Annotated in this window: 15 protein-coding genes and 1 pseudogene; 7 read left to right on the top strand and 9 right to left on the bottom strand. The window is 71.1% G+C overall.

Annotation, left to right across the window (positions count from 1 at the left end):
• Positions 1-16 precede the first annotated feature (16 nt).
• From FKV25_RS10780 to FKV25_RS10760, 5 genes are all read right to left on the bottom strand, one after another.
• Complete coding sequence (locus FKV25_RS10780; RefSeq protein ID WP_141518811.1) at positions 17-2584, bottom strand: sensor domain-containing protein; 2568 nt, start codon at positions 2582-2584, stop codon at positions 17-19.
• Positions 2584-3483 carry a hydroxymethylglutaryl-CoA lyase gene (locus FKV25_RS10775; RefSeq protein WP_141518810.1) on the bottom strand — a complete coding sequence of 300 codons (900 nt, stop codon included), beginning with the start codon at positions 3481-3483 and terminating at the stop codon, positions 2584-2586. The genes FKV25_RS10780 and FKV25_RS10775 overlap by 1 nt, the downstream gene beginning before the upstream one ends.
• Positions 3480-4169: a hypothetical protein gene (locus tag FKV25_RS10770; RefSeq protein WP_141518809.1), complete on the bottom strand. Its 690-nt coding sequence runs from the start codon at positions 4167-4169 to the stop codon at positions 3480-3482. Before FKV25_RS10770 ends, FKV25_RS10775 begins: the two co-directional genes overlap by 4 nt.
• On the bottom strand, positions 4166-6169 hold the full coding sequence (locus tag FKV25_RS10765) for an acetyl-CoA carboxylase biotin carboxylase subunit (RefSeq protein WP_141518846.1): 2004 nt from the start codon (positions 6167-6169) through the stop codon (positions 4166-4168). The genes FKV25_RS10770 and FKV25_RS10765 overlap by 4 nt, the downstream gene beginning before the upstream one ends.
• A gap of 162 nt (positions 6170-6331) precedes the next feature.
• A complete protein-coding gene (locus FKV25_RS10760) occupies positions 6332-7111 on the bottom strand; it encodes an enoyl-CoA hydratase-related protein (protein ID WP_141518808.1) in 780 nt (259 codons plus the stop codon).
• 147 nt (positions 7112-7258) lie between these two features.
• On the opposite strand from FKV25_RS10760, the gene FKV25_RS10755 reads away from it, so the two are divergent.
• Genes FKV25_RS10755 through FKV25_RS10745 form a run of 3 tightly spaced genes read left to right on the top strand, consistent with a single transcriptional unit; the run spans position 7259 to position 9641 of the window.
• Entirely contained in the window at positions 7259-7513 is a 255-nt protein-coding gene (locus tag FKV25_RS10755) for a FeoA family protein (RefSeq protein WP_141518807.1), read from the top strand.
• The gene (gene feoB, locus FKV25_RS10750) at positions 7510-9378 is read left to right on the top strand and encodes a ferrous iron transport protein B (protein WP_141518806.1); all 1869 of its coding nucleotides are present in this window, start codon (positions 7510-7512) and stop codon (positions 9376-9378) included. Before FKV25_RS10755 ends, feoB begins: the two co-directional genes overlap by 4 nt.
• Complete coding sequence (locus FKV25_RS10745) at positions 9375-9641, top strand: DUF6587 family protein (protein ID WP_425462626.1); 267 nt, start codon at positions 9375-9377, stop codon at positions 9639-9641. The genes feoB and FKV25_RS10745 overlap by 4 nt, the downstream gene beginning before the upstream one ends.
• 10 nt (positions 9642-9651) lie before the next feature.
• On the opposite strand, the gene FKV25_RS10740 is transcribed toward FKV25_RS10745, so the two are convergent.
• Positions 9652-10533, bottom strand: coding sequence for a M28 family peptidase (locus FKV25_RS10740; RefSeq protein ID WP_141518805.1), 882 nt, complete (start codon positions 10531-10533; stop codon positions 9652-9654).
• Between the two features lie 149 nt (positions 10534-10682).
• On the opposite strand from FKV25_RS10740, the gene FKV25_RS10735 reads away from it, so the two are divergent.
• Positions 10683-11327, top strand: coding sequence for a response regulator (locus FKV25_RS10735; protein ID WP_141518804.1), 645 nt, complete (start codon positions 10683-10685; stop codon positions 11325-11327).
• Positions 11328-11435: 108 nt separating this feature from the next.
• Here the strand turns inward: FKV25_RS10735 and FKV25_RS10730 are convergent, their stop codons facing one another.
• The gene (locus tag FKV25_RS10730; protein WP_141518803.1) at positions 11436-14645 is read right to left on the bottom strand and encodes an Rne/Rng family ribonuclease; all 3210 of its coding nucleotides are present in this window, start codon (positions 14643-14645) and stop codon (positions 11436-11438) included.
• 488 nt (positions 14646-15133) lie between these two features.
• Here FKV25_RS10730 and FKV25_RS10725 point away from each other — a divergent pair, with 488 nt between their 5' ends.
• On the top strand, positions 15134-16111 hold the full coding sequence (locus FKV25_RS10725; protein ID WP_141518802.1) for an RluA family pseudouridine synthase: 978 nt from the start codon (positions 15134-15136) through the stop codon (positions 16109-16111).
• A 12-nt stretch (positions 16112-16123) separates the two neighbouring features.
• On the opposite strand, the gene FKV25_RS10720 is transcribed toward FKV25_RS10725, so the two are convergent.
• Together FKV25_RS10720 and FKV25_RS10715 are read right to left on the bottom strand one after the other, a co-directional pair.
• Positions 16124-16540, bottom strand: coding sequence for an energy transducer TonB (locus FKV25_RS10720; RefSeq protein ID WP_141518801.1), 417 nt, complete (start codon positions 16538-16540; stop codon positions 16124-16126).
• Between the two features lie 20 nt (positions 16541-16560).
• Positions 16561-16902: a 4a-hydroxytetrahydrobiopterin dehydratase gene (locus FKV25_RS10715; RefSeq protein WP_141518800.1), complete on the bottom strand. Its 342-nt coding sequence runs from the start codon at positions 16900-16902 to the stop codon at positions 16561-16563.
• A 123-nt stretch (positions 16903-17025) separates the two neighbouring features.
• On the opposite strand from FKV25_RS10715, the gene FKV25_RS10710 reads away from it, so the two are divergent.
• Together FKV25_RS10710 and FKV25_RS10705 are read left to right on the top strand one after the other, a co-directional pair.
• Positions 17026-17622 carry an NfuA family Fe-S biogenesis protein gene (locus tag FKV25_RS10710; protein WP_141518799.1) on the top strand — a complete coding sequence of 199 codons (597 nt, stop codon included), beginning with the start codon at positions 17026-17028 and terminating at the stop codon, positions 17620-17622.
• Positions 17623-17634: 12 nt separating this feature from the next.
• Positions 17635-18884: pseudogene (locus FKV25_RS10705) on the top strand (hypothetical protein); the annotation flags it as partial.

Below are 18884 nucleotides of genomic sequence, written 5' to 3'. Positions count from 1 at the left end.
CGGCCCGATGCCAAGGCTAGCGGACGGCCAGGCGCGGGTACCGCTGCAGGAGTTCGTTGGGCAACAGGCCCGGGGCATAGAGGAAGCCCTGGCCGGTGGTGATCCCCATCGACAGCAGGTAATCGCGCTGGGTGACCTGCTCGATGCCCTCGGCGACCACGCCGAGCCCCAGGCTGTTGGCGATGCCGGTGACCGCCTGGCAGACCGCGACGTCGGACTCGTTGTCGGGGATCCCCTGCACGAAAAGCTGGCTGAGTTTCAGGCCGGTGATCGGCAGGCGGCGCAGGTAGTTGAGGGCACTGTAGCCTTCACCGAAGTCGTCGATGGACAGGGCCACGCCCATGGCGCGCAGTTCGTCGAAGGCGCGGCGCGTGTCGGGCTCGTCCTCGATCAGCACGCGCTCGGTGAACTCCAGCTCGAGCATGCGCCCTTCCAGCCCGGTCTCGCCCAGGGCTTCGCGCACGCTCTGGATGAGGTCCTGGCTGAGGAACTGGCGATAGGAAACGTTGACCGCGATGCGTTCGATCGCCAGCCCGTCCTGTCGCCAGTTGCGCAGCTGGCGGCAGGCCTCCCGGAGCACCCAGCGGCCGATGCCGACGATGTCGCCGGTCGTCTCCGCGTGGTCGATGAAGCGGTCGGGACGCATCTCGCCCAGCGAACGGTTGCGCCATCGGATCAGGGCTTCCGCGCCGCTCAGGCGGCCGCTCGCGAGGTCGACCTGCGGCTGGTACACCAGGTGGAACTCGTCGTTGCGCACCGCGCGTCGCAGGTGGGTTTCCAGCTGCAGTCGCTGCAACTGCTGCTCGGCCAGTTCGGGCGTGAAGCTCTGGCGCCCATTGCGCCCGCGGCGCTTGCTGTCGTACATCGCCACGTCCGCGCTCTGGATGAGCTGCGGCGACCCCATGCCATCCCGCGGCGAGCGGGCGATGCCGATGCTGGCGGTAATGCTGAACTCCTCGCCGTCGACCCGGAAGTTCTCGGCGAAGCTGGCGAGGATCGCGTCGGCCAGCCGCTCCGGCCGGTCGGGATCGTCGTGGAGCATGCACACGACGAGGAACTCGTCGCCGCCGAAGCGCGCCAGCAGGCCCTCGACGTCGACCGCGCGCTCGATGCGCTTGGCCGCCGTGGCGAGCAGGCGGTCGCCCGCGGCATGGCCGAGCACGTCGTTGACGACCTTGAAGCGGTCCAGGTCGATGTAGAGCACGGCGATCTGCGCGTCGCTCGCGTCCTCCAGCCAGCCGTCGAGCTCCTGCAGGATCGCGTCGCGGTTGAGCAGGCCGGTGAGCGGGTCGGTGCGGGCCTGCTGGCGCAGGGATTCCTCGGCATGACGGCGGTCGGTGATGTCCTGCAGGGTACCGGTGAGGCGGGCGCTGTGCGCGGAGCCGACGATCGCTTCGCCGATCACCCGGATCCAGAAGGACTGCCCGCTGCCGCGCACGCCCTCAAGTTCCAGGTCGATGCCGTAGCCGGTCGCCAGCGCGCGTGCGATGGCCTCCTGCAGGCGGGCGCGGTCGCGGTCGCGCAGGCAGTCCAGCAGGCCGTCCATGTCCTGGGGCGCGGGGTGGTTGCCGATGATGCGCTGGGCTTCGTCGGTCAGGTACAAGTGGTTGCGGCCGGTGTCCCACTCCCAGCCGCCGATCTGCGCCAGCGATTGCGCGCGGTCGAACAGGGCGCTGTCGCGCTTGAGCGCGGTGACGTCGGTGAACAGCGACAGCACCTGGCGCGGGCGGTCGCCGCCGGCCGGATAGTGCGGCACCGAGGTGACCGACAGCCAGGTCAGGTGGCGCCGCTCGCGGTGGTAGAAGCCCAGCAGGGTGCTTTCGATCGTGCGCCCCCAGTGCAGGGCCCGCTGCGCCGGCAACTGGCTGGCTGAGATCTCGCGGCCGTGTTCGTCGATGATGCGCCAGTGCTGGGGTTGCAGCTCGTCTTCGAGCTGGCGGCCCTTGCCGATGCCGAAGATCCGCATCGCGGTGGCGTTGGCGAACAGGTAATGGCCTGCGGCGTCCTGCACGAGGATGCCCTGGTCCAGGGTCTCCACCAGCTCGCGGTAGCGCAGTTCCGCGTCGCGACGGCCGCTGAGGTCGCGCGCGACCGCGACCAGCGCCGGGCGGCCGTCGTACTGCATCGCCGCCGAGTGGACCTCGACCGGGAACCGTGTGCCGTCGGCGCGCATGTTGGTGACTTCGATGACGTAGGTCTCGCCCCGGTCCAGTGTCTCCAGGACCGGCACGAGGTGGTCGCGCGGCAGTTCGGGGTTGAGGACATGGATGGGCCGGCCGATGATCTCGCCGCGGCTGCGGCGGTAGGCGGCGATGCCCGCCTTGTTGAGGTCGAGCACGATGCCGTCGTGGTCGATGATGCTGACCGGGTCGGGCACCGCGTCGAAGAGGGCGTCGTAGCGCTGCCGTGCATGCTCGGCGCTCTCGAGCGAGGCCTGCAGGGCGTCGCGCGCCTCGGCCAGCAGGGAGCGGATGTCGTCGGGGACGTCGTCGCGCGACATCGCCAGGTCGAGCGCATCCACCGTGCCGGCGCCCGCCATGCGGGGGGTGCCGACAGGCGACGAGGCGCTCGAGTGGCGGCTCATCAGCCGGCTCCGCCGTCCAGGGCGCGCCCGACCTTGCTGCCGGTCTCCCGGCCCAGCCGTCCCGCGAGCCAGCGCCCGGTCGCGGCCAGTGCGTCGAGGTCTACCCCGGTCTCGATGCCCAGTCCATGGAGCATGTAGACCACGTCCTCGGTGGCGACGTTGCCGCTGGCGCCCTTCGCGTAGGGACAGCCGCCGGCCCCGGAGACCGAGGCGTCGACCACGGCGACGCCCGCCTCCAGGCAGGCGAGGATGTTCGACAGCGCCTGTCCGTAGGTGTCGTGGAAATGCACCGCGAGTGCCGGCAACGGCACTTCGCTGGCGACCGCGAGGAGCATCTCGCGTGCCTTGCCAGGGGTGCCCACGCCGATCGTGTCGCCCAGCGAGACCTCGTAGCAGCCCATCGCATGCAGCTGTCGCGCCACGCGGACCACGTCGGCCAGCGGCACCTCGCCCTGGTAGGGGCACCCGAGCACGGTGGATACGTAGCCGCGCACGCGCACGCCGTCGTCGCGCGCGCGCTCGAGCACCGGCGCGAAACGCGCCAGCGATTCGTCGATGGAGGCGTTGATGTTCTTGCGGTTGAACGCCTCCGAGGCCGCGGTGAACACCGCGATCTCTTCGACGCCGACCTCGCGGGCGCGCTCGTAGCCCTTTTCGTTCGGGACGAGGACCGGGTAATGGACGCCCTCGCGGCGCGCGATCCCGGCGTAGACTTCGGTCGCGTCGGCGAGCTGCGGGACCCAGCGCGGGCTGACGAAGCTGGTGGCCTCGATGCTGCGCAGCCCGGTCGCGGACAGGCGGTCGATCAGGGCGATCTTGTCGGCGGTCGCGACCTGCACCTTTTCGTTCTGGAGGCCGTCGCGCGGGCCGACCTCGACGATGCGCACCGCCGGCGTCACGGCAGCACCCCCAGGTTCAGCGCGCGCACGTAGGGTGCGTACAGCGCCAGGGCCTGGTCGTGGTCCCGCACCGGTGCGTCGCACTCGATCGTGAGCACGTAGCGGTCATTGACCAGCGAGAGCAGGGGCTCGTTGCCAACCTCTACGTCCGCGGACGCAGGCACCGAAATCACGTAGGCGTCGCCCGTGGCCGTGCTGCCGACCACCGGCAGCGTCGACGGACCGCCGCGCACGCGCAGCATGACCGGTTCGGCCTCCAGCGCCTTGCGCGACTCGACGAGCATCTCGACGTTGGCGCGCGCCATCTCGCGGATCAGCTCGCGCGTGTTCTCCAGGGTTTCCTGCATGCCGAGCGCGCGGGCGCTCTCCGGGATCGGGTAGCGCGAGTCCGAGATCTCGATGCGGCAGCTGTCGTCGCCATTGCCATCGGCGTCCTCCTTGCCATAACTGGCGACCACTTCCTGGACCGAGCACTGAGTCCAGGCCAGCGGCCGCCCCGCGATCATGGTCGCCGCGGGCAGGGCCCGTGCCATCGCGATGGCGCGGCAATCGTCGTCGGCGCCCGTCTCGACGGGTCCGGTCGCCGCGGCCTTGCCGGGGTCCACCCCGTCCTGGCCACATCCCGCAAGCACCAGCAGCAGGACCGCCGCGCCGGCGCCCAGCAGGGCGGCGCGAGGGCGGCTCACGCCACCTCCAGGGCGACGAGGACCGCGTCGGCCTCGACGAATTCGCCCTCGGCGGCGGAGATACGGGCGATGGTGCCGTCGCGGGGAGCCTTGAGGCTCAGTTCCATCTTCATCGCTTCGATCACCATCAGCTCCTGTCCCGAGACCACCGCGTCGCCCACCGCCGATTTCACCACCACCACGCGCCCGGGCATCGGCGCGAGGACGTTGTCGGCGGCCGCACTGTCGCTGCCCCCTTCGCGGCGATACATCGCCACGGACTGCAGTCGCAGCCGCTGGCGACCGTCGTGGACCACCCACATCGGTCCATCGACGTTCACCGAAACGCGCAGGCCCTGACCATCGATACGCAAACCGAGGACGCCATCGGCCAGCGGCCGGGCGCCACGGACGTCATGGGCACGGCCGTCGTATTCGATTCGGTAGTCGCCGCCGCTGCCCTGCGCATGCAGTTCGAGCCGCTCATCGCGGTGCAGGAAGGCCAGGCTGCGGCGACCGCCGTGGCCGAGCCGCCAGCCGTCGCTGATGGCCCACGGGGAACCCGGATCATGCGAGGCGAGTGCCTGTTCGCGGCTCTGGCGCTCCTGGGCCATCAGGCGTGCCGCGGCGGCGGCCAGCAGCATCCGTGCGTCGACCGCCTCGTCGACGGCGGTGAACTCCTCCAGGTGACGGTCCAGATAGCCGGTGTCGATCGTGCCATCGACCACCGCCGGATGGCGGGCCAGGCGCTCGAGGAAGGCGATGTTGGACTTCGGGCCCTCGATCGCGCACGCGGCGAGCGCATCGCGCAGGCGCGCGAGTGCACGCGGCCGGTCCAGGTCCCAGACGATCAGCTTGGCGATCATCGGGTCGTAGTGGATGGTGACGGTGTCGCCTTCCACCACGCCCGAGTCGATGCGCACGTGCGCATCGGGGGCCGGCAGGCGCAGGCGCTCCAGGCGCCCCGAGCCCGGCAGGAAGCCCGCTTCGGGGTCTTCGGCGTAGAGCCTGACCTCGATCGCGTGGCCATTCTGGCGGACCGCGTCCTGCGCCAGCGGCAGCGCCTCGCCGGCGGCGACGCGCAGCTGCCACTCGACCAGGTCCAGCCCGGTGACCATCTCGGTGACCGGGTGCTCCACCTGCAGGCGGGTGTTGATCTCCATGAAATAGAACTGGCCGTCCTGGCCGACGATGAACTCGACCGTGCCGGCGTTGACGTAATCGATCGCCAGTGCGGCCTGCACCGCGGCCTGGCCCATGGCCTGGCGCAGCTCGGGGGTGAGGAAGGGCGAGGGTGATTCTTCCAGGACCTTCTGGTAGCGGCGCTGGGCCGAGCATTCACGCTCGTTGAGGTGCATCGCCGCGCCATGGCGGTCGCCGAAGACCTGGATCTCGATGTGGCGCGGCTTCTCGACGTAGCGTTCCAGCAGTACCCGATCCTTGCCGAAGGCGTTGCGGGCCTCGCGCTGGCAGCTCTCGAGGTTGGAAATGAACTCCGCGGCGGCACGGACGATGCGCATGCCCTTGCCGCCGCCGCCGTGCGCGGCCTTGATCATCAGCGGATAGCCGATCCGGTCGGCCTCGGCTTGCAGAAGGTCTGCGGACTGGTCCTCTCCGGTGTAGCCCGGTACCACCGGCACGCCGGCCGCCTGCATCAGGTCCTTGGCGCCGGCCTTGCTGCCCATCTTGCGCATCGAGGCGGCGCGGGGGCCGATGAAGGCGATGCCGGCGGCTTCAACCGCGTCGGCGAACTCGGCGTTCTCGCTGAGGAAGCCGTAGCCGGGATGGATGGCCTGGGCGCCGGTCCGGCGCGCGACCTCCAGGATCGCGTCGCCCCGCAGGTAGCTGTCGGCGGGCCGCGGGCCGCCGATGCAATGCGCTTCGTCGGCCTGGCGTACGTGCTGCGCATCGGCATCGGCCTCGGAGAACACCGCGACGGTGCGGATGCCGAGCCTGCGGCAGGTGCGGATCACCCGGCAGGCGATCTCGCCCCGGTTGGCGATCAGGACGGTGTCGAACATCGGCTGGGGGGACTTGGGCGGCATCATGCGGTCTCTTCGATGGCGGGACGGACGACGCCAGGACCCACGGAAGCGTCGTTGTACGGGGAGAGGGGCGGGCGGGCTGTCCAGCCGCGCGGGGCGATCATCCGGGCGCTCATGGACGTGATCGCGGCGTGGCGCTCAGGCCCACTGCGGCCTGCGCTTGTCGAGGAAGGCCGACAGTCCCTCCTGGCCTTCGGGCGAGACCCGCAGGCGGGCGATCAGGGCCGCGTTGTCGGCGTCGTGGCGGTCGCGGTCGGCATGGGAAGCGACCTGCCGGACCAGCGCCTTCGCCGACGCAGAGGCGATCGGGCCGGCCTTGAGCAGGAGCTCCACCTGGCGGTCGATCGCCGTGTCCAGCGCATCGGGCGCCACGACCTCGTGCAGCAGGCCCATCCGCGCGGCCTGGTCGGCGTCGAAGATCTCCGCGGTGGCGAACCAGCGCCGGGCCTGGCGCGCACCGATCGCCTCGACCACGTACGGCGAGATGACCGCGGGCAGCAGGCCAAGCTTGCTTTCGGTGAGTCCGAACTTCGCGCCGCGGGCGCCGATGGCGATGTCGCAGCACGCCACCAGGCCGACGCCACCGCCGAAGGCGGCGCCATGGACGCGGGCCACGGTGGGCCTGGGCAGTTCGTCCAGGGTACGCATCAGGCGCGCCAGGGCGAGCGAGTCCTCGCGGTTCTCCGCCTCGCCGGCGGCGGCCATGCCTCGCATCCAGTTCAGGTCCGCGCCGGCCGAGAACGACGCCCCTTCGGCCTCCAGCACCACCACCCGTACCGACGGGTCGCGCCCGAGCCCCTCCAGCGCCTCGGTCAGGGCCGCGATCAAGCCGGCGTCGAAGGCGTTGTGGAGGTCGGGCCGGTTAAGCCGCAAGCGCGCCACGGCGCCCTCCGTCCGGCTCAGCAAGGGTGGATTCATCCGCGCACCATACCTGTCGTGTCCGTGAGCCCTCCATGATAGCCGGAGGCCGGGGACGGGGACGAAGCGGCCACATCCGGGCACGTCCGCGACAGGCGCTCGGATGCTATTATTGAGAACAATTCGTATTTGCTCCCGGGTGCTCATTTGAAGCTGTCTGAACTGCCGCGTCGCACCGCGGCCACGGTCGAATGCGTGGAGGACGCGCTGCCCAACGACGCCATCGCCCGTCGCCTGCGCGAGTTGGGCTTCGTCGCCGGCGAGCGCGTGGAACTGATGGCCGCCGGGCCGTTCTCGGCCGAGCCGCTGCTGGTGCAGGTGGGCTACACGCGCTTCGCCCTGCGTCGCAGCGAGGCGGCGCGCGTGCGCGTGTCCACCGCTGCCGTCGGAGAGGCGGCATGAGCGCGGCCGACTCCATGCGCCTGGCCCTGGTCGGCAACCCGAACTGCGGGAAGACGGCGCTGTTCAACCAGCTGACCGGCAGCCGGCAGAAGGTCGCCAACTACAGCGGCGTGACCGTGGAACGCAAGGAAGGCGCGTTCAGCGCGCCGTCGGGCCGCCGCTACGCCATCCTGGACCTGCCGGGCGCCTACAGCTTCCATGCCGCCAGCCTCGACGAGGCGGTGACCCGGGACGTCTGCCGCGGCTTCTACCCGGGCGAGGCCGCCCCGGACGTTGTGATCTGCGTCGTCGACGCGACCAACCTGCGCCTGCACCTGCGCTTCGCCCTGGAAGTGCGCGAGCTGGGCAAGCCGATGGTGCTGGCGGTCAACATGATGGACGCGGCCGAGCGCCGCGGGGTCCGCGTCGATCTCGAGGCGCTCGAGCGCGAGCTCGGCGTACCGGTCGTGCCGACGGTGGCGGTGCGCCGAGACGGTGCCCGTGAGCTGGTCGCCCGGCTCGACGGCATGAGCGCCACCGCGCAGCCGCCGAAGCAGCGCATGCCCGACGGCGCGGCCGAGGACGCCGAGGCCCTGCACGCCGAGACCCGGCGCCTGCTGGCGCTCGCGGTGAGCATGCCGCGGCGCACGGCGAGCATCGACGACGCGCTCGATCGCTGGTTGCTGCACCCGGTGTTCGGCCTGGCCGCCCTGGCCACGGTGATGTTCCTCATCTTCCAGGCGGTCTACGCCTGGGCAACACCGCTGGCGGACGCGATCGATGCGGCCACCGGCGCGCTTGGCGGCTGGACCGCCGGCGCGCTGCCGGCAGGACCGGTCAACAGCCTGCTGACCGACGGCATCATCGCCGGCCTCGGCGGGGTGATCGTGTTCCTGCCGCAGATCCTGATCCTGTTCGCCTTCATCCTCGCCCTCGAAGAGTCGGGCTACCTGCCGCGCGCGGCCTTCCTGCTGGACCGGTTGATGGCGTCCGCGGGGCTGTCGGGCCGGTCCTTCATCCCGCTGCTGTCGAGCTTCGCCTGCGCCATCCCCGGCATCATGGCGACGCGCTCGATCCAGGACCCGCGCGATCGCCTGGCGACGATCATGGTCGCCCCGCTGATGACCTGCTCGGCGCGCCTGCCGGTCTACGCGCTGCTGATCGGTGCCTTCATCCCGGCGCAGGACGTGGGCTGGTTCAACCTGCAGGGCCTAGTGCTGTTCGCGCTCTACATGGCCGGCATCTTCAGCGCACTGGTGGTGTCCTGGGTGATGAAGAAGTGGCGTCGCGACAAGAGCGAGCACGCGCTGATGCTGGAACTGCCGTCCTACCGCATCCCGCATCCGCGCGATCTCCTGATCGGGCTGTGGGAGCGCGCCTGGATCTTCCTGCGGCGGGTGGGCGGCATCATCCTGGCCCTGACCGTCCTGCTGTGGTTCCTCGCGAGCTATCCGGCGCCGCCGGAGGGCGCCATCGGCCCCGCCATCGACTACAGCCTGGCCGGCCGCATCGGCCATGCGATGACGGCGGTGTTCGCGCCACTGGGCTTCAACTGGCAGATCTGCATCGCCCTGATCCCGGGCATGGCGGCGCGCGAGGTGGCCGTGTCCTCGCTGGCGACCGTGTACGCGTTGTCGGTAACCGACGACGACGCCGCGATCGAGGCGCTCAAGCCGATCATCAGCGACGGCTGGTCGCTGGCGACCGCGCTGTCGCTGCTGGTGTGGTTCATCTACGCGCCGCAGTGCATCTCGACGCTGGCCACCATCAAGCGCGAGACCGGCTCGTGGAAGCAGGTCGCCATCAGCGCCGGCTACCTGTTCGGCCTGGCCTACCTGGCGGCCTTCGTGACGTACCAGGTCGCCGTTGCGCTGGGGGCCGGATGATGGAGGCGTCGCTGTTCGCGCAGTACGTGGCGATCGCGCTGGCGGTGCTCGCCAGCGCCATCCACGTGTTGAACCGGCAACTGCCCGGACCGATGCGACGCCTGCGTGTCGCGTGCGCGGTACCCCTGCTGCGGGCGGGACGGCCGGCCTGGTCCGTGCGCCTGGGTCGGTGGATCGCGCCGACGCGCGTCGCCGCGGGCAAGGCCGCCTGCGGCGGCTGCGATGGCTGCGGTCCCGGCGATACCGCGACCCGCCAGCCCTGAGGGTCGGCGCTCAGCCCGCCATCGCGTCCCAGCGACGCAGGGCGTCCTCGATCGCGTCCAATGCCCGCGCGGCGGCTTCGGCGTCGACCTTCTCGACGGTGTCGTGCTGGCTGTGGATCACGTCCATCACCCGCGGGGCGGTCGCCGGCGGCTTGCCTGCATACATCGACAGGATGCCTTCGATCTCGGACGCGCCGACCAGCGAATAGGACACCGCCGGCCAACCGGCCTTCAGGAACGCCTGGTGGTCGGTTGGCGGGTATTGCTCGCCCACCGACAGCCCGATGCCCGCCGCCCGGGCACCGTCGCGCGTGGCGCGGGCGATGGCGCTCTCCGCCTCGGGGCTCATCATCCAGATCGTGTCGCCCCAGCCGAAGACGTCGAAATTGACGTAGAGGGCCGGGCGTTCGCCCGCCTGTTCGACATAGGCGTGCGCGCCGACCAGACCGCGCTCCTCCAGGTCCCACAGGGCGACCGCGACGCGGTGCCGGGCCAGCGGGCGCTCGCGCAGGCGCTCGGCCAGGGCCAGCACGACGGCGGTGCCGCTGGCGTTGTCGGTCGCGCCGCGCCCCGTGTCAACGCGGTCGAAATGGGCGCCGAGCAGCAGCAAAGGCGCGTCGGCCGCACCTGCGACCGGTGCCAGCAGGTTGGTGCCGCGCTCGTCTTCGCGGACGAAGGGGGCGGGTCGCCAGTCGAGGCCGATCGCCGAGAGGCGACGCTCGACGGCCTGCCGGCGCCCGTCGCCGTCGTCGGCGGCCGAGATCGCGGCGACGTCCTGGCGCCAGGCGTCGGCGAGGCTGCCCGGCGGGGGCGCCGGCATGTCGGCGGGGGCGTGGGCACAGGCCGCCAGCGCGAGGCCGAGCAGGGCGAGGGTGGTAGGGCGGATCGACATGCGGTGTTCCCCTGTGGGTCTGCGCGCAGTGTGCCGCAGCCGCGGCCCGGCGGCGTAGGCCAGGGGTCATGAAGTTGCGCGTCCCGGGGGCTGCGCGTAGCCTCCCGCGGAGTCAAGGAACGAAATGCCTCATGGCAGGTGGTGCAAGGATGACGATCCGGGTGTACCTCATCGACGACCATGCGCTCGTGCGCGCCGGCATGCGCATGATCCTCGCCGGCGAGACCGACATCGAAGTGGTCGGCGAAAGCGAGAGCGGCGACGCCGGACTGCCCGAGATCCGGCGGCTGTCGCCCGACGTGGTGCTGTGTGACCTGCACCTGCCGGGCATGAGCGGGCTGGAGGTGACCGAGCGCATCGTCCGCTCCGGCGGCCCGCGGGTGATCATCGTGTCCGTCCTCGAGGACGGACCCATGCCGCGCCGCCTGCTCGACAGCGGCGCCTGTGGCTACGTGGGCAAGGGCGGCGATGCCAGCGAACTGCTCAACGCCGTCCGCGACGTCTACCGCGGCAAGCGCTACCTGGCGAGCAGCGTCGCCCAGCACTTGGCCTTCTCCAGCATCGACGGCGACCGCTCGCCGTTCGAGGCGCTTTCGGCGCGCGAACTGGAGGTGGCGATGCTGCTCGTGCAGGGCATCCGCCAGGAGGAAATCTCGCGGCGCCTGAGCCTGAGCCCCAAGACCGTCAGCACGCACAAGCGGCGCCTGTTCGCCAAGCTGGGCGTCGAGGACGCCATCGCGCTGGCGCGGCTGGCCGACCGCCACGGGCTCAGCGACCCGGCCCTGCTGGGTTAGGCGTCCCGCGCGACGCCCCCGGGCAACGCCGCGCGCACGAAAAAGGCCGCCCGGAGGCGGCCTGCTCGCTTGTTTCGAAGCGGGGCGCCAGGGCGCCCCGCGTGCGGCTCAGGCGTGACGCTTGTCGGCCTCGCCCGGCTCCCGTGCATCGTCCTGCGTCGCGACGGCTTCCTCTTCTTCCTCGGCGTCGCCGCTGGCGGTCGTCTCGCCGGTCGTGGCCGGCGTATCGAAGAGGGACGCGGTGCGGGGCATTGCGGCCACCGCCGTCGCGGCCACGTCGGCGGGTGCGGGCGCGGCTTCGCGGGCGACCTGGGCCTCGGCGACGTCGCCGGCTTCGGCGCTGCTCGCCGCTTCGACCGGTGCGGGCGCGGAGCGGGGTACCGGTGCGTCGCTCACAGCGGCTGCGCTCGCGGGCTCGCCTGCGGGCGTCACGTCCGGCTCGGCTGCCACGACCTCGCGGGGCACCACGTCGCTGGACGCGACCTCGGCCTTTTCCGGGCGGCTTGCTTCGCTGGCGGGAGCAGCCATCTCGGCAGCCACTTCGAACGCCGGTTGGGTCAGTCCGCCGGCATCGGTTGCGACGGGAGTTGCCTGCGCCGTGGCCGGCGCCGCACGGGGCGCTTCAGGCGTTGCAGCCGCGGCGACATCGTCGCGCGAGTTGCCAGCCTGGGCCTCGTCCGCGCGCGCGGCTGGCTTGACGGCGGGGGCGGGGAGGTCGTCGAAGTCGAACTCGGGCTGCGAGCGGCTGACGTCGAGCGTGACCGCCGGCGTTTCCTCGGTCGTCGCGCTGGCGGTGGGACCCGAAGCCGGCGCTTCCGCCGCGGCGTCCACGGCTCGCGACTCGGTGCCAGCCTCGTCGTGGCGCGCCCCGGAGGCGTGGTCCGCGGTCGAATCGTCGGCGTTCGCCACCGTCTCGCCCGCGTCGTTGCCTTCACCGGCGCCACCGCTGCGGCGACGGCGACGACCGCCCCGGCGGCCGCGACGACGGCGTGCACCGCCCTCGCTGCCATCCTGCGCGGCGTTCGGATCGTGCTGCGGCGCGGACCGGGCCTCGCCCTGGGCCGCGTTGGTGGCAGTCGCATCCTGGCTCGGTGCGACCGCATCAGCGGCCTGCGCGGTCTCGATCGCGGGTTCCGCGACCGGGGCCGACGCGATCGCGGCAGCGGCCGGGGCCTCGGGCCGGGGCCTGGCGGCGGGCTTGGCCTCGGCGATCTCAGGCGCGTTCTGCGTGCGGGTGTCGACGGCGTCGGTGGCGGCCGACTCCTGGCGGGCCTGGCGACCACCGCGCGAGCGACGGCCGCGGGCCTCGCCCTGGCGTGCCTCGCCCTTGGCCTCGGTGGGCCTGGCTTCCTGCTTGCCCTCGCGAGACGCGTTGCCCTTGGCGGCTTCGCGCGTGGCGTCGCGACCGGCGTCCTTCTGGCCGTTGCCGCGGCGCGCGTCGTCGCGACGGTTCGAGGCCTTGCGGCCATCGCGACCATCACGGCGATTGCCGCCGCGCGACTCGCCACGGCCTTCGCCGCGTTCGCTGCCGCGCTCATTGCGCCCGGAAGTCGCATCGGCTTTCTTGCGTGCCGGCTTGGGCGCTTCGTCCGAGGTGCCGCCACGGAAGAAGCGCAGGATGCGTTCGACCACGCCGACCGAATGGGTCGGGGCGGCCACCGGCGCGGCCGCGACCGGCGCGGGTTCCGCTTCGGGCGCCGGCTCGCGCAGCGGCGCGGGACGGGTCGGCTTGACCTTGGTCACGGCCGGTGCCGCCGGGATGTTGAGGTGGGCCTTGGTCAGCGCATGCGTCGGCAGCTTGCGCGGGGTGCCGCGACGGTAGCTGGGCTTGTTGCTTTCCTCGTCGAGCTCGTTCTCGCGGATGCGGGTGACTTCGAAGTGGGGCGTCTGCAGCTGTTCGTCGGCGACGATGACGATCGGCGCGTCGTGGCGCTGCTCGATCTCGCTCAGCGCGCGGCGCTTCTCGTTCAGCAGGAAGGTCGCGATCTCGGTCGGCGCCTGCACCAGGACCTGCCCGGTGTTGTCCTTCATGGCGTGCTCTTCGGCCAGGCGCAGGATCGACAGCGACAGCGACTCGACGCTGCGCATGCGACCGTGGCCTTCGCAGCGCGGGCATACGATCTGGCTGGACTCGCCCAGCGACGGGCGCAGGCGCTGGCGGCTCATCTCGAGCAGGCCGAAGCGCGAGATGCGGCCGACCTGGACGCGGGCGCGGTCCTGCTTGAGCGCCTGGGCCAGGCGGTTCTCCACCTCGCGCTGGTGGCGGTTGGAGGACATGTCGATGAAGTCGATCACCACCAGCCCGCCCAGGTCGCGCAGGCGCATCTGGCGCGCGACTTCCTCGGCGGCTTCCAGGTTGGTGTTGAACGCGGTCTCCTCGATGTCGCCGCCCTTGGTGGCACGCGCGGAGTTCACGTCGACCGCGGTCAGGGCCTCGGTCTGGTCGATCACCAGGGCGCCGCCGGACGGCAGGCGCACTTCGCGCTCGTAGGCGCTCTCGATCTGCGACTCGATCTGGAAACGGTTGAAGAGGGGGGTATCGTCGGTGTAGTGCTTGAGCTTGCGCAGGTTGTGCGGCATGACCTGCTCGACGAACTCGCGCGCCTCGGCGTACATCTCGTCGGTGTCGACCAGGATCTCGCCGATGTCCGGGCGCATGTAGTCGCGCAGCGCGCGGATGATCAGGCGCGACTCCTGGTAGATCAGGAACGGCGAGGGCTTGCTCAGCGCCGCGCCGGTGATCGAGGTCCAGACGCTGACCAGGTAGTCCAGGTCCCACTGCAGCTCTTCGGCGTCGCGGCCCACGCCGGCGGTGCGGATGATCACGCCCATGTCGTCGGGGATCTGCAGCGCGTCCATCGCGCGCTTGAGCTCGGCACGGTCCTCGCCCTCGATGCGGCGGGAGACGCCGCCCGCGGTCGGCGAGTTCGGCATCAGCACCATGTAACGGCCGGCCAGGGAGATGAACGTGGTCAGGGCCGCGCCCTTGTTGCCGCGCTCCTCCTTCTCGACCTGGACGACGACCTCCTGGCCTTCCTTCAGCAGCTCGCGGATCGAGGCCTTGTTGTGGTCGACGCCGGACTGGTAGTAGTCGCGTGAGATTTCCTTCAGCGGCAGGAAACCGTGGCGCTCGGAGCCGTATTCGACGAACGCGGCTTCGAGGGAGGGCTCGAGTCGGGTGATCTTGCCCTTGTAGATGTTGGACTTCTTCTGTTCCTGGGCTGGCTGTTCGATGTCGATGTCGTACAGGTTCTGCCCGTCCACGATCGCGACACGCAGTTCTTCTGCCTGCGTTGCGTTGATCAGCATTCGCTTCATTGTTGCGTCCTCGCGCGCTTCGACCGCGCGGAACGCCATGGCGTTTCGCCTCTGGACACTGCGGCCCTGCCGTCGCTACGCCCGTGGCGCGCGCCGGCAAGGCTTTCAATTTCCAGCGCTACGACACCACGGCACGCCGCGGGAGCGCTTGTTGTTGCTTTCCAGTTGGAGCCCCGGCGATGCGGGCATCATCGGGGCAGGGACCGATGGCGGTCGGGCCGGAGCCGTCGCGCCACGCGGTGGTTTGTTCATCTTGACGGTTTGACCCGTCCGGCGAACGCAGGTTCCGCCGGCCGCACTTGCTAACATGGCTGTCCCGAGGACAGGGGTCAGACGCGGACGGATTCGCAGGCCGGGCTTTCGGCCCTGTGTCTCCGCGGGTTCCAGGCGTCGCGTACATGCCGCGACGGGATTGGAACTGGCGGGTCGACTTCCTGCGAAATCAAAACCTTAGCTCGCGTCGCGAGTGTATCAGATAAGCCCCGAAAATGAGCCTTCCAGACGCCCCAGAAGCCCGCGCCGGCGCACGTATCGTGCGCGTCCCCGAAGACCGTGCCGGCCAGCGCCTGGACAATTTCCTGCTGGGACAGTTGAAAGGCGTCCCCAAGTCATTGATTTACAAGATTGTTCGCTCGGGCCAGGTACGGGTGAACAAGGGCCGGGCGAAGGCCGACCGCAAGCTGGAGGCGGGCGACGAGGTGCGGGTTCCCCCGATCCGGGTCGCAGAGCAGGGTGAGACGACCCCGCCGCCCAAGGGTTTCCTGGCCGCGATGGAAGCGGCGATCGTGTTCGAGGACGCGCGCCTGCTGGCGCTCAACAAGCCCTCCGGCGTGGCCAGTCATGGCGGCAGCGGCATCAGCCATGGCGCCATCGAAACCTTGCGCGCGCTCCGTCCCGGGCAGTCGCTGGAACTGGTGCACCGGCTCGACCGCGACACCTCCGGCCTGCTCGTCGTGGCCAAGAAGCGATCGGCGCTGACCGAGTTGCAGGCGTTGATGCGAGAGGATCCGTCGGTCAAGGGCCAGCGCATCGCCAAACGCTACCTGGCCCTGCTGGTCGGACGCATGCCCGATGGCGTCATGAGCGTGGACGCGCCGCTGCACGTGGGACTGCGGCAGGGCGGCGAACGCCACGTGCAGGTGAACCCTGCCGGGAAGCCTTCGCTCAGCCACTTCAGCGTGATCGAACGACGCGGCGGGCACTCGTTCTGCGAGGTGCGCATCGAGACCGGGCGTACCCACCAGATCCGGGTCCATGCCCAGCACATCGGCCACGCGGTCGCCGGCGACGCGAAGTACGGCGACGAGGACGTCAACCGCCGCCTGCGGGAGCAGGCCGGCCTCAAGCGCATGTTCCTGCACGCCTCGACGCTGGAATTCAGCCTCGACGACGGGCGCGTGCCCTACCTGCTCAACGCGCCGCTGCCGGCTGAGTTGTCGGCCGTGCTGGACGCGCTCGCGGGTTGATCCGCGAGCGAATCACAATTCGTTCGGCGCACGCTGCTCGCGAGCCTGGCAGAGTTCCGAATCCGGCGTGGGCGTGAAGTTCATCGGCACCTGGATGGTCTGCGGGACGGGCGCGCCGTTGCGCGTGGCCGGCTTGAACTCCCAGGCCTGGACGCCATCCCGGGCGGCGCGGTCCAGCGCTTCGGCGCCACTGCCGGAGAGCACGACGATCTCGGTGGGCCTGCCCTCGGGGCCGACGACGACCTTCATCGTGACCTTGCCGCCGATGTCATTGCACGACAGGTCGAGCGGATAGTCCGGCGGCGGGGTGTGCACCGCCATCACCTCGGTCGAACGGACGACCGGCGCGCCGGTGTCGGCGGGCTGGCAGCCGACGAGTGCGAGCCCGGCGGCGACGGCGAGGACCAGGTGCGGCGTGTGTCGATGCATGTCGTGCTCCGGGGTCGGGGTCAGGCCGCCAGGGCCTCGGCCTTCGCGGCGCAGATGAAGTCGTTCTCGCTCAGGCCGCCCACGTCATGGGTGGAAAAGCGCACCACGCAACGGTCGTAGTGCACGCCGAGGTCGGGGTGGTGGTCCTCGCGGTGCGCGATGAAGGCGAGCGCGTTAACGAAGGCCATCGTCTGATGGTAGTTGTCGAAGGTGAAGGTCTTGCACAGGGCGTGTTCGTTCTCGGCCAGCGACCAGCCCGGCAACTGCGGCATCAGTTCGCGGATGCGCGCCTGGCTGAGCCGGTGCTCCTTGCCGCTGCGCGGTACGCAATGGGCCTGGGCGAGGGGGATGAGGTCGTTCATGGCGGACGGTCCTTGCAGGGTGGGGCGGCGGTCGGACGCGTCCAGATGAACGGTCCGCAAGCATCCTGCCCCAGTAGGCGGGGAGGCGGCGCGATGGCGCGTGCATCCCGTTAGAATACCGCCATGATCCAGATTTCCGAATCCGCGCAGTCCCACTTCCGCAAGCTGATCGAACGCGAGGCCCTGCCGGGGCTCGGCGTTCGCCTGTCCGCCGTCAGGCCCGGCACGCCAAGCGCCGACGTGCGCCTGGAGTTCGCCGAACCGGGCGACCTGGCCGGCGACGAGTGGGCGGTCGACTGCGAAGGCTTCACGCTCTGGCTGGACAGCGCGAGCACGCAGTACCTCGACGGGGCGGAGATCGATTTTGAAACCCGCGCCACGGGTGGCCAGTTGCAGATCCGCGCGCCGCGGATCAAGGGCGAGGCGCCGGACGGGTCCGCCTCCCTGGTCGAGCGCGTTCGCTGGATCGTGGAGCAGGAGATCAATCCGCAGCTGGCCCAGCACCGCGGCCACGTCGAGGTACAGGAAGTCACGGCCGACGGCGTCGTCTACCTGCGCTTCGGTGGCGGTTGCCATGGCTGCGGCATGGCCGATGTCACCCTCAAGCAGGGCATCGAGACCACGCTGCTGTCGAAGGTGCCCGGCGTGACGGCGGTGCGCGACGCGACCGACCACGACACCGGCACCGCGCCGTACATCAGCCGCGATCCGGCGGCCTGAGCGCCGGGCGGCATGTTTTCGGCCGCTGATCTCATCGATGCCGTCCAGCGCAGGCTGCGGCTGACCCACCGACGCGCGCATCCACCGGGAGAGTATCCGCCGGGCTGGTCGCAGTGGTTCGACGCCATGCGCGAGGCGCGCGGCGAGGTCAGCGGTGCGCCAGCCGCAGCCATGGTCGCCCTGTTGCGCGCCCGCCCGCCCGTGCCGCCGCCCCGGGGGCCGTTTCGCGACCTGGGGAGGTGGCAGGCGTTCAAGGCGGTCCTGCGCCAGGACCTGTCCAACGAGCCCGCTGGCGACCGCGGACTTCGCATCGCGTCGGGCGTGCTGTCCTTCCTGCTCAACGCCTTCTTCGCCTCGATGCTGCTCTGGCTGCTGTTCGCACCCGCGCGCGTGGCACCGCCGGCCGCCGAGGGCGAGGAACTGGTCGTGCAAGTGGAGTATGTCGGCGAGGGCACGCCAGAGACGCCGGGGGGTGGGCCGGAGACGCCGGTGCCCGAGCCGGTCGAGGCGCCGGCGCCCACGCCTTCCCCGCTGCCGGTCGAGGCGACCCCGCCAACTGCGACCGCGGAAGTCGAGCCCCAGGCACCATCCCCGCGGCCCGCGCCGGTACTGCCACCGCTCGACGCGAGCGCGGCCGTCCCCGAGCTCACCGCGCCCAGCACCGTGGTCGTTGAGCGCGAAGTGCCCACGCCGCGTCCGCCGGCGCCGACGGTCGAGCAGCGCGTGATGGTCAGCGAGCCGGCGCCGGACACGACCGGTGCCGTGTTCCTGCCGCCGCCCACGCCGGTGGTCGCACCGGCGCTGGACGCCCCGGAACTGGTCAGCGATCAGCCCGCGGTGCGCCCGCGCGAGGTGCCCGTGCCCGAGACCGCCCCGACGCCTCCCGTGCTCGAGGTGCAGGAGCGCGCGGTCGCGGCAGCGCCGAGCCTGCAGGGCGACGCGGTGCCGGTGCAGGCACGCGAGATTCCCACGCCGGTGCGACGTCCCGAGCTGGATACCCGGCCGGCCCCCGCGATCGAGGCGCCGGCCTTGCAGGCGAGCGAGCCGGTCGCCGTGCGCGAAAGAAGCATCCCCCAGCCGGCGCCCCGCGAGTCACCGCCGTCCCCGTCCCGGACCGCCGACCAGACTGCGCCCGTGACTCCGTCCGAATCCCCGTCCAGCGCGGGTGCACCGGCGCCGGTCGCGGCCAGCGAAGGCGCGCGGACACCCGCCGAAGCGGCCGCGGCGCCGGGGGCTACGACATCGACCGCGCCCGCCGCTCC

Origin of the sequence: Marilutibacter aestuarii (assembly GCF_006546775.1) — a bacterium.
Lineage (GTDB): Bacteria > Pseudomonadota > Gammaproteobacteria > Xanthomonadales > Xanthomonadaceae > Marilutibacter > Marilutibacter aestuarii.
Note: the sequence above shows the minus strand (reverse complement) of the source record. Positions and strands in the feature narration are given on the sequence as shown.

Coding starts and splice junctions, on each gene's coding strand:
- FKV25_RS10780 (WP_141518811.1), bottom strand. CDS start 2,584: ATGAGCCGCCACTCGAGCGCCTCGTCGCCTGTCGGCACCCCCCGCATG.
- FKV25_RS10735 (WP_141518804.1), top strand. CDS start 10,683: ATGACGATCCGGGTGTACCTCATCGACGACCATGCGCTCGTGCGCGCC.
- feoB (WP_141518806.1), top strand. CDS start 7,510: ATGAGCGCGGCCGACTCCATGCGCCTGGCCCTGGTCGGCAACCCGAAC.
- FKV25_RS10725 (WP_141518802.1), top strand. CDS start 15,134: ATGAGCCTTCCAGACGCCCCAGAAGCCCGCGCCGGCGCACGTATCGTG.
- FKV25_RS10745 (WP_425462626.1), top strand. CDS start 9,375: ATGATGGAGGCGTCGCTGTTCGCGCAGTACGTGGCGATCGCGCTGGCG.
- FKV25_RS10760 (WP_141518808.1), bottom strand. CDS start 7,111: ATGAATCCACCCTTGCTGAGCCGGACGGAGGGCGCCGTGGCGCGCTTG.
- FKV25_RS10730 (WP_141518803.1), bottom strand. CDS start 14,645: ATGAAGCGAATGCTGATCAACGCAACGCAGGCAGAAGAACTGCGTGTC.
- FKV25_RS10740 (WP_141518805.1), bottom strand. CDS start 10,533: ATGTCGATCCGCCCTACCACCCTCGCCCTGCTCGGCCTCGCGCTGGCG.
- FKV25_RS10715 (WP_141518800.1), bottom strand. CDS start 16,902: ATGAACGACCTCATCCCCCTCGCCCAGGCCCATTGCGTACCGCGCAGC.
- FKV25_RS10720 (WP_141518801.1), bottom strand. CDS start 16,540: ATGCATCGACACACGCCGCACCTGGTCCTCGCCGTCGCCGCCGGGCTC.
- FKV25_RS10765 (WP_141518846.1), bottom strand. CDS start 6,169: ATGTTCGACACCGTCCTGATCGCCAACCGGGGCGAGATCGCCTGCCGG.
- FKV25_RS10710 (WP_141518799.1), top strand. CDS start 17,026: ATGATCCAGATTTCCGAATCCGCGCAGTCCCACTTCCGCAAGCTGATC.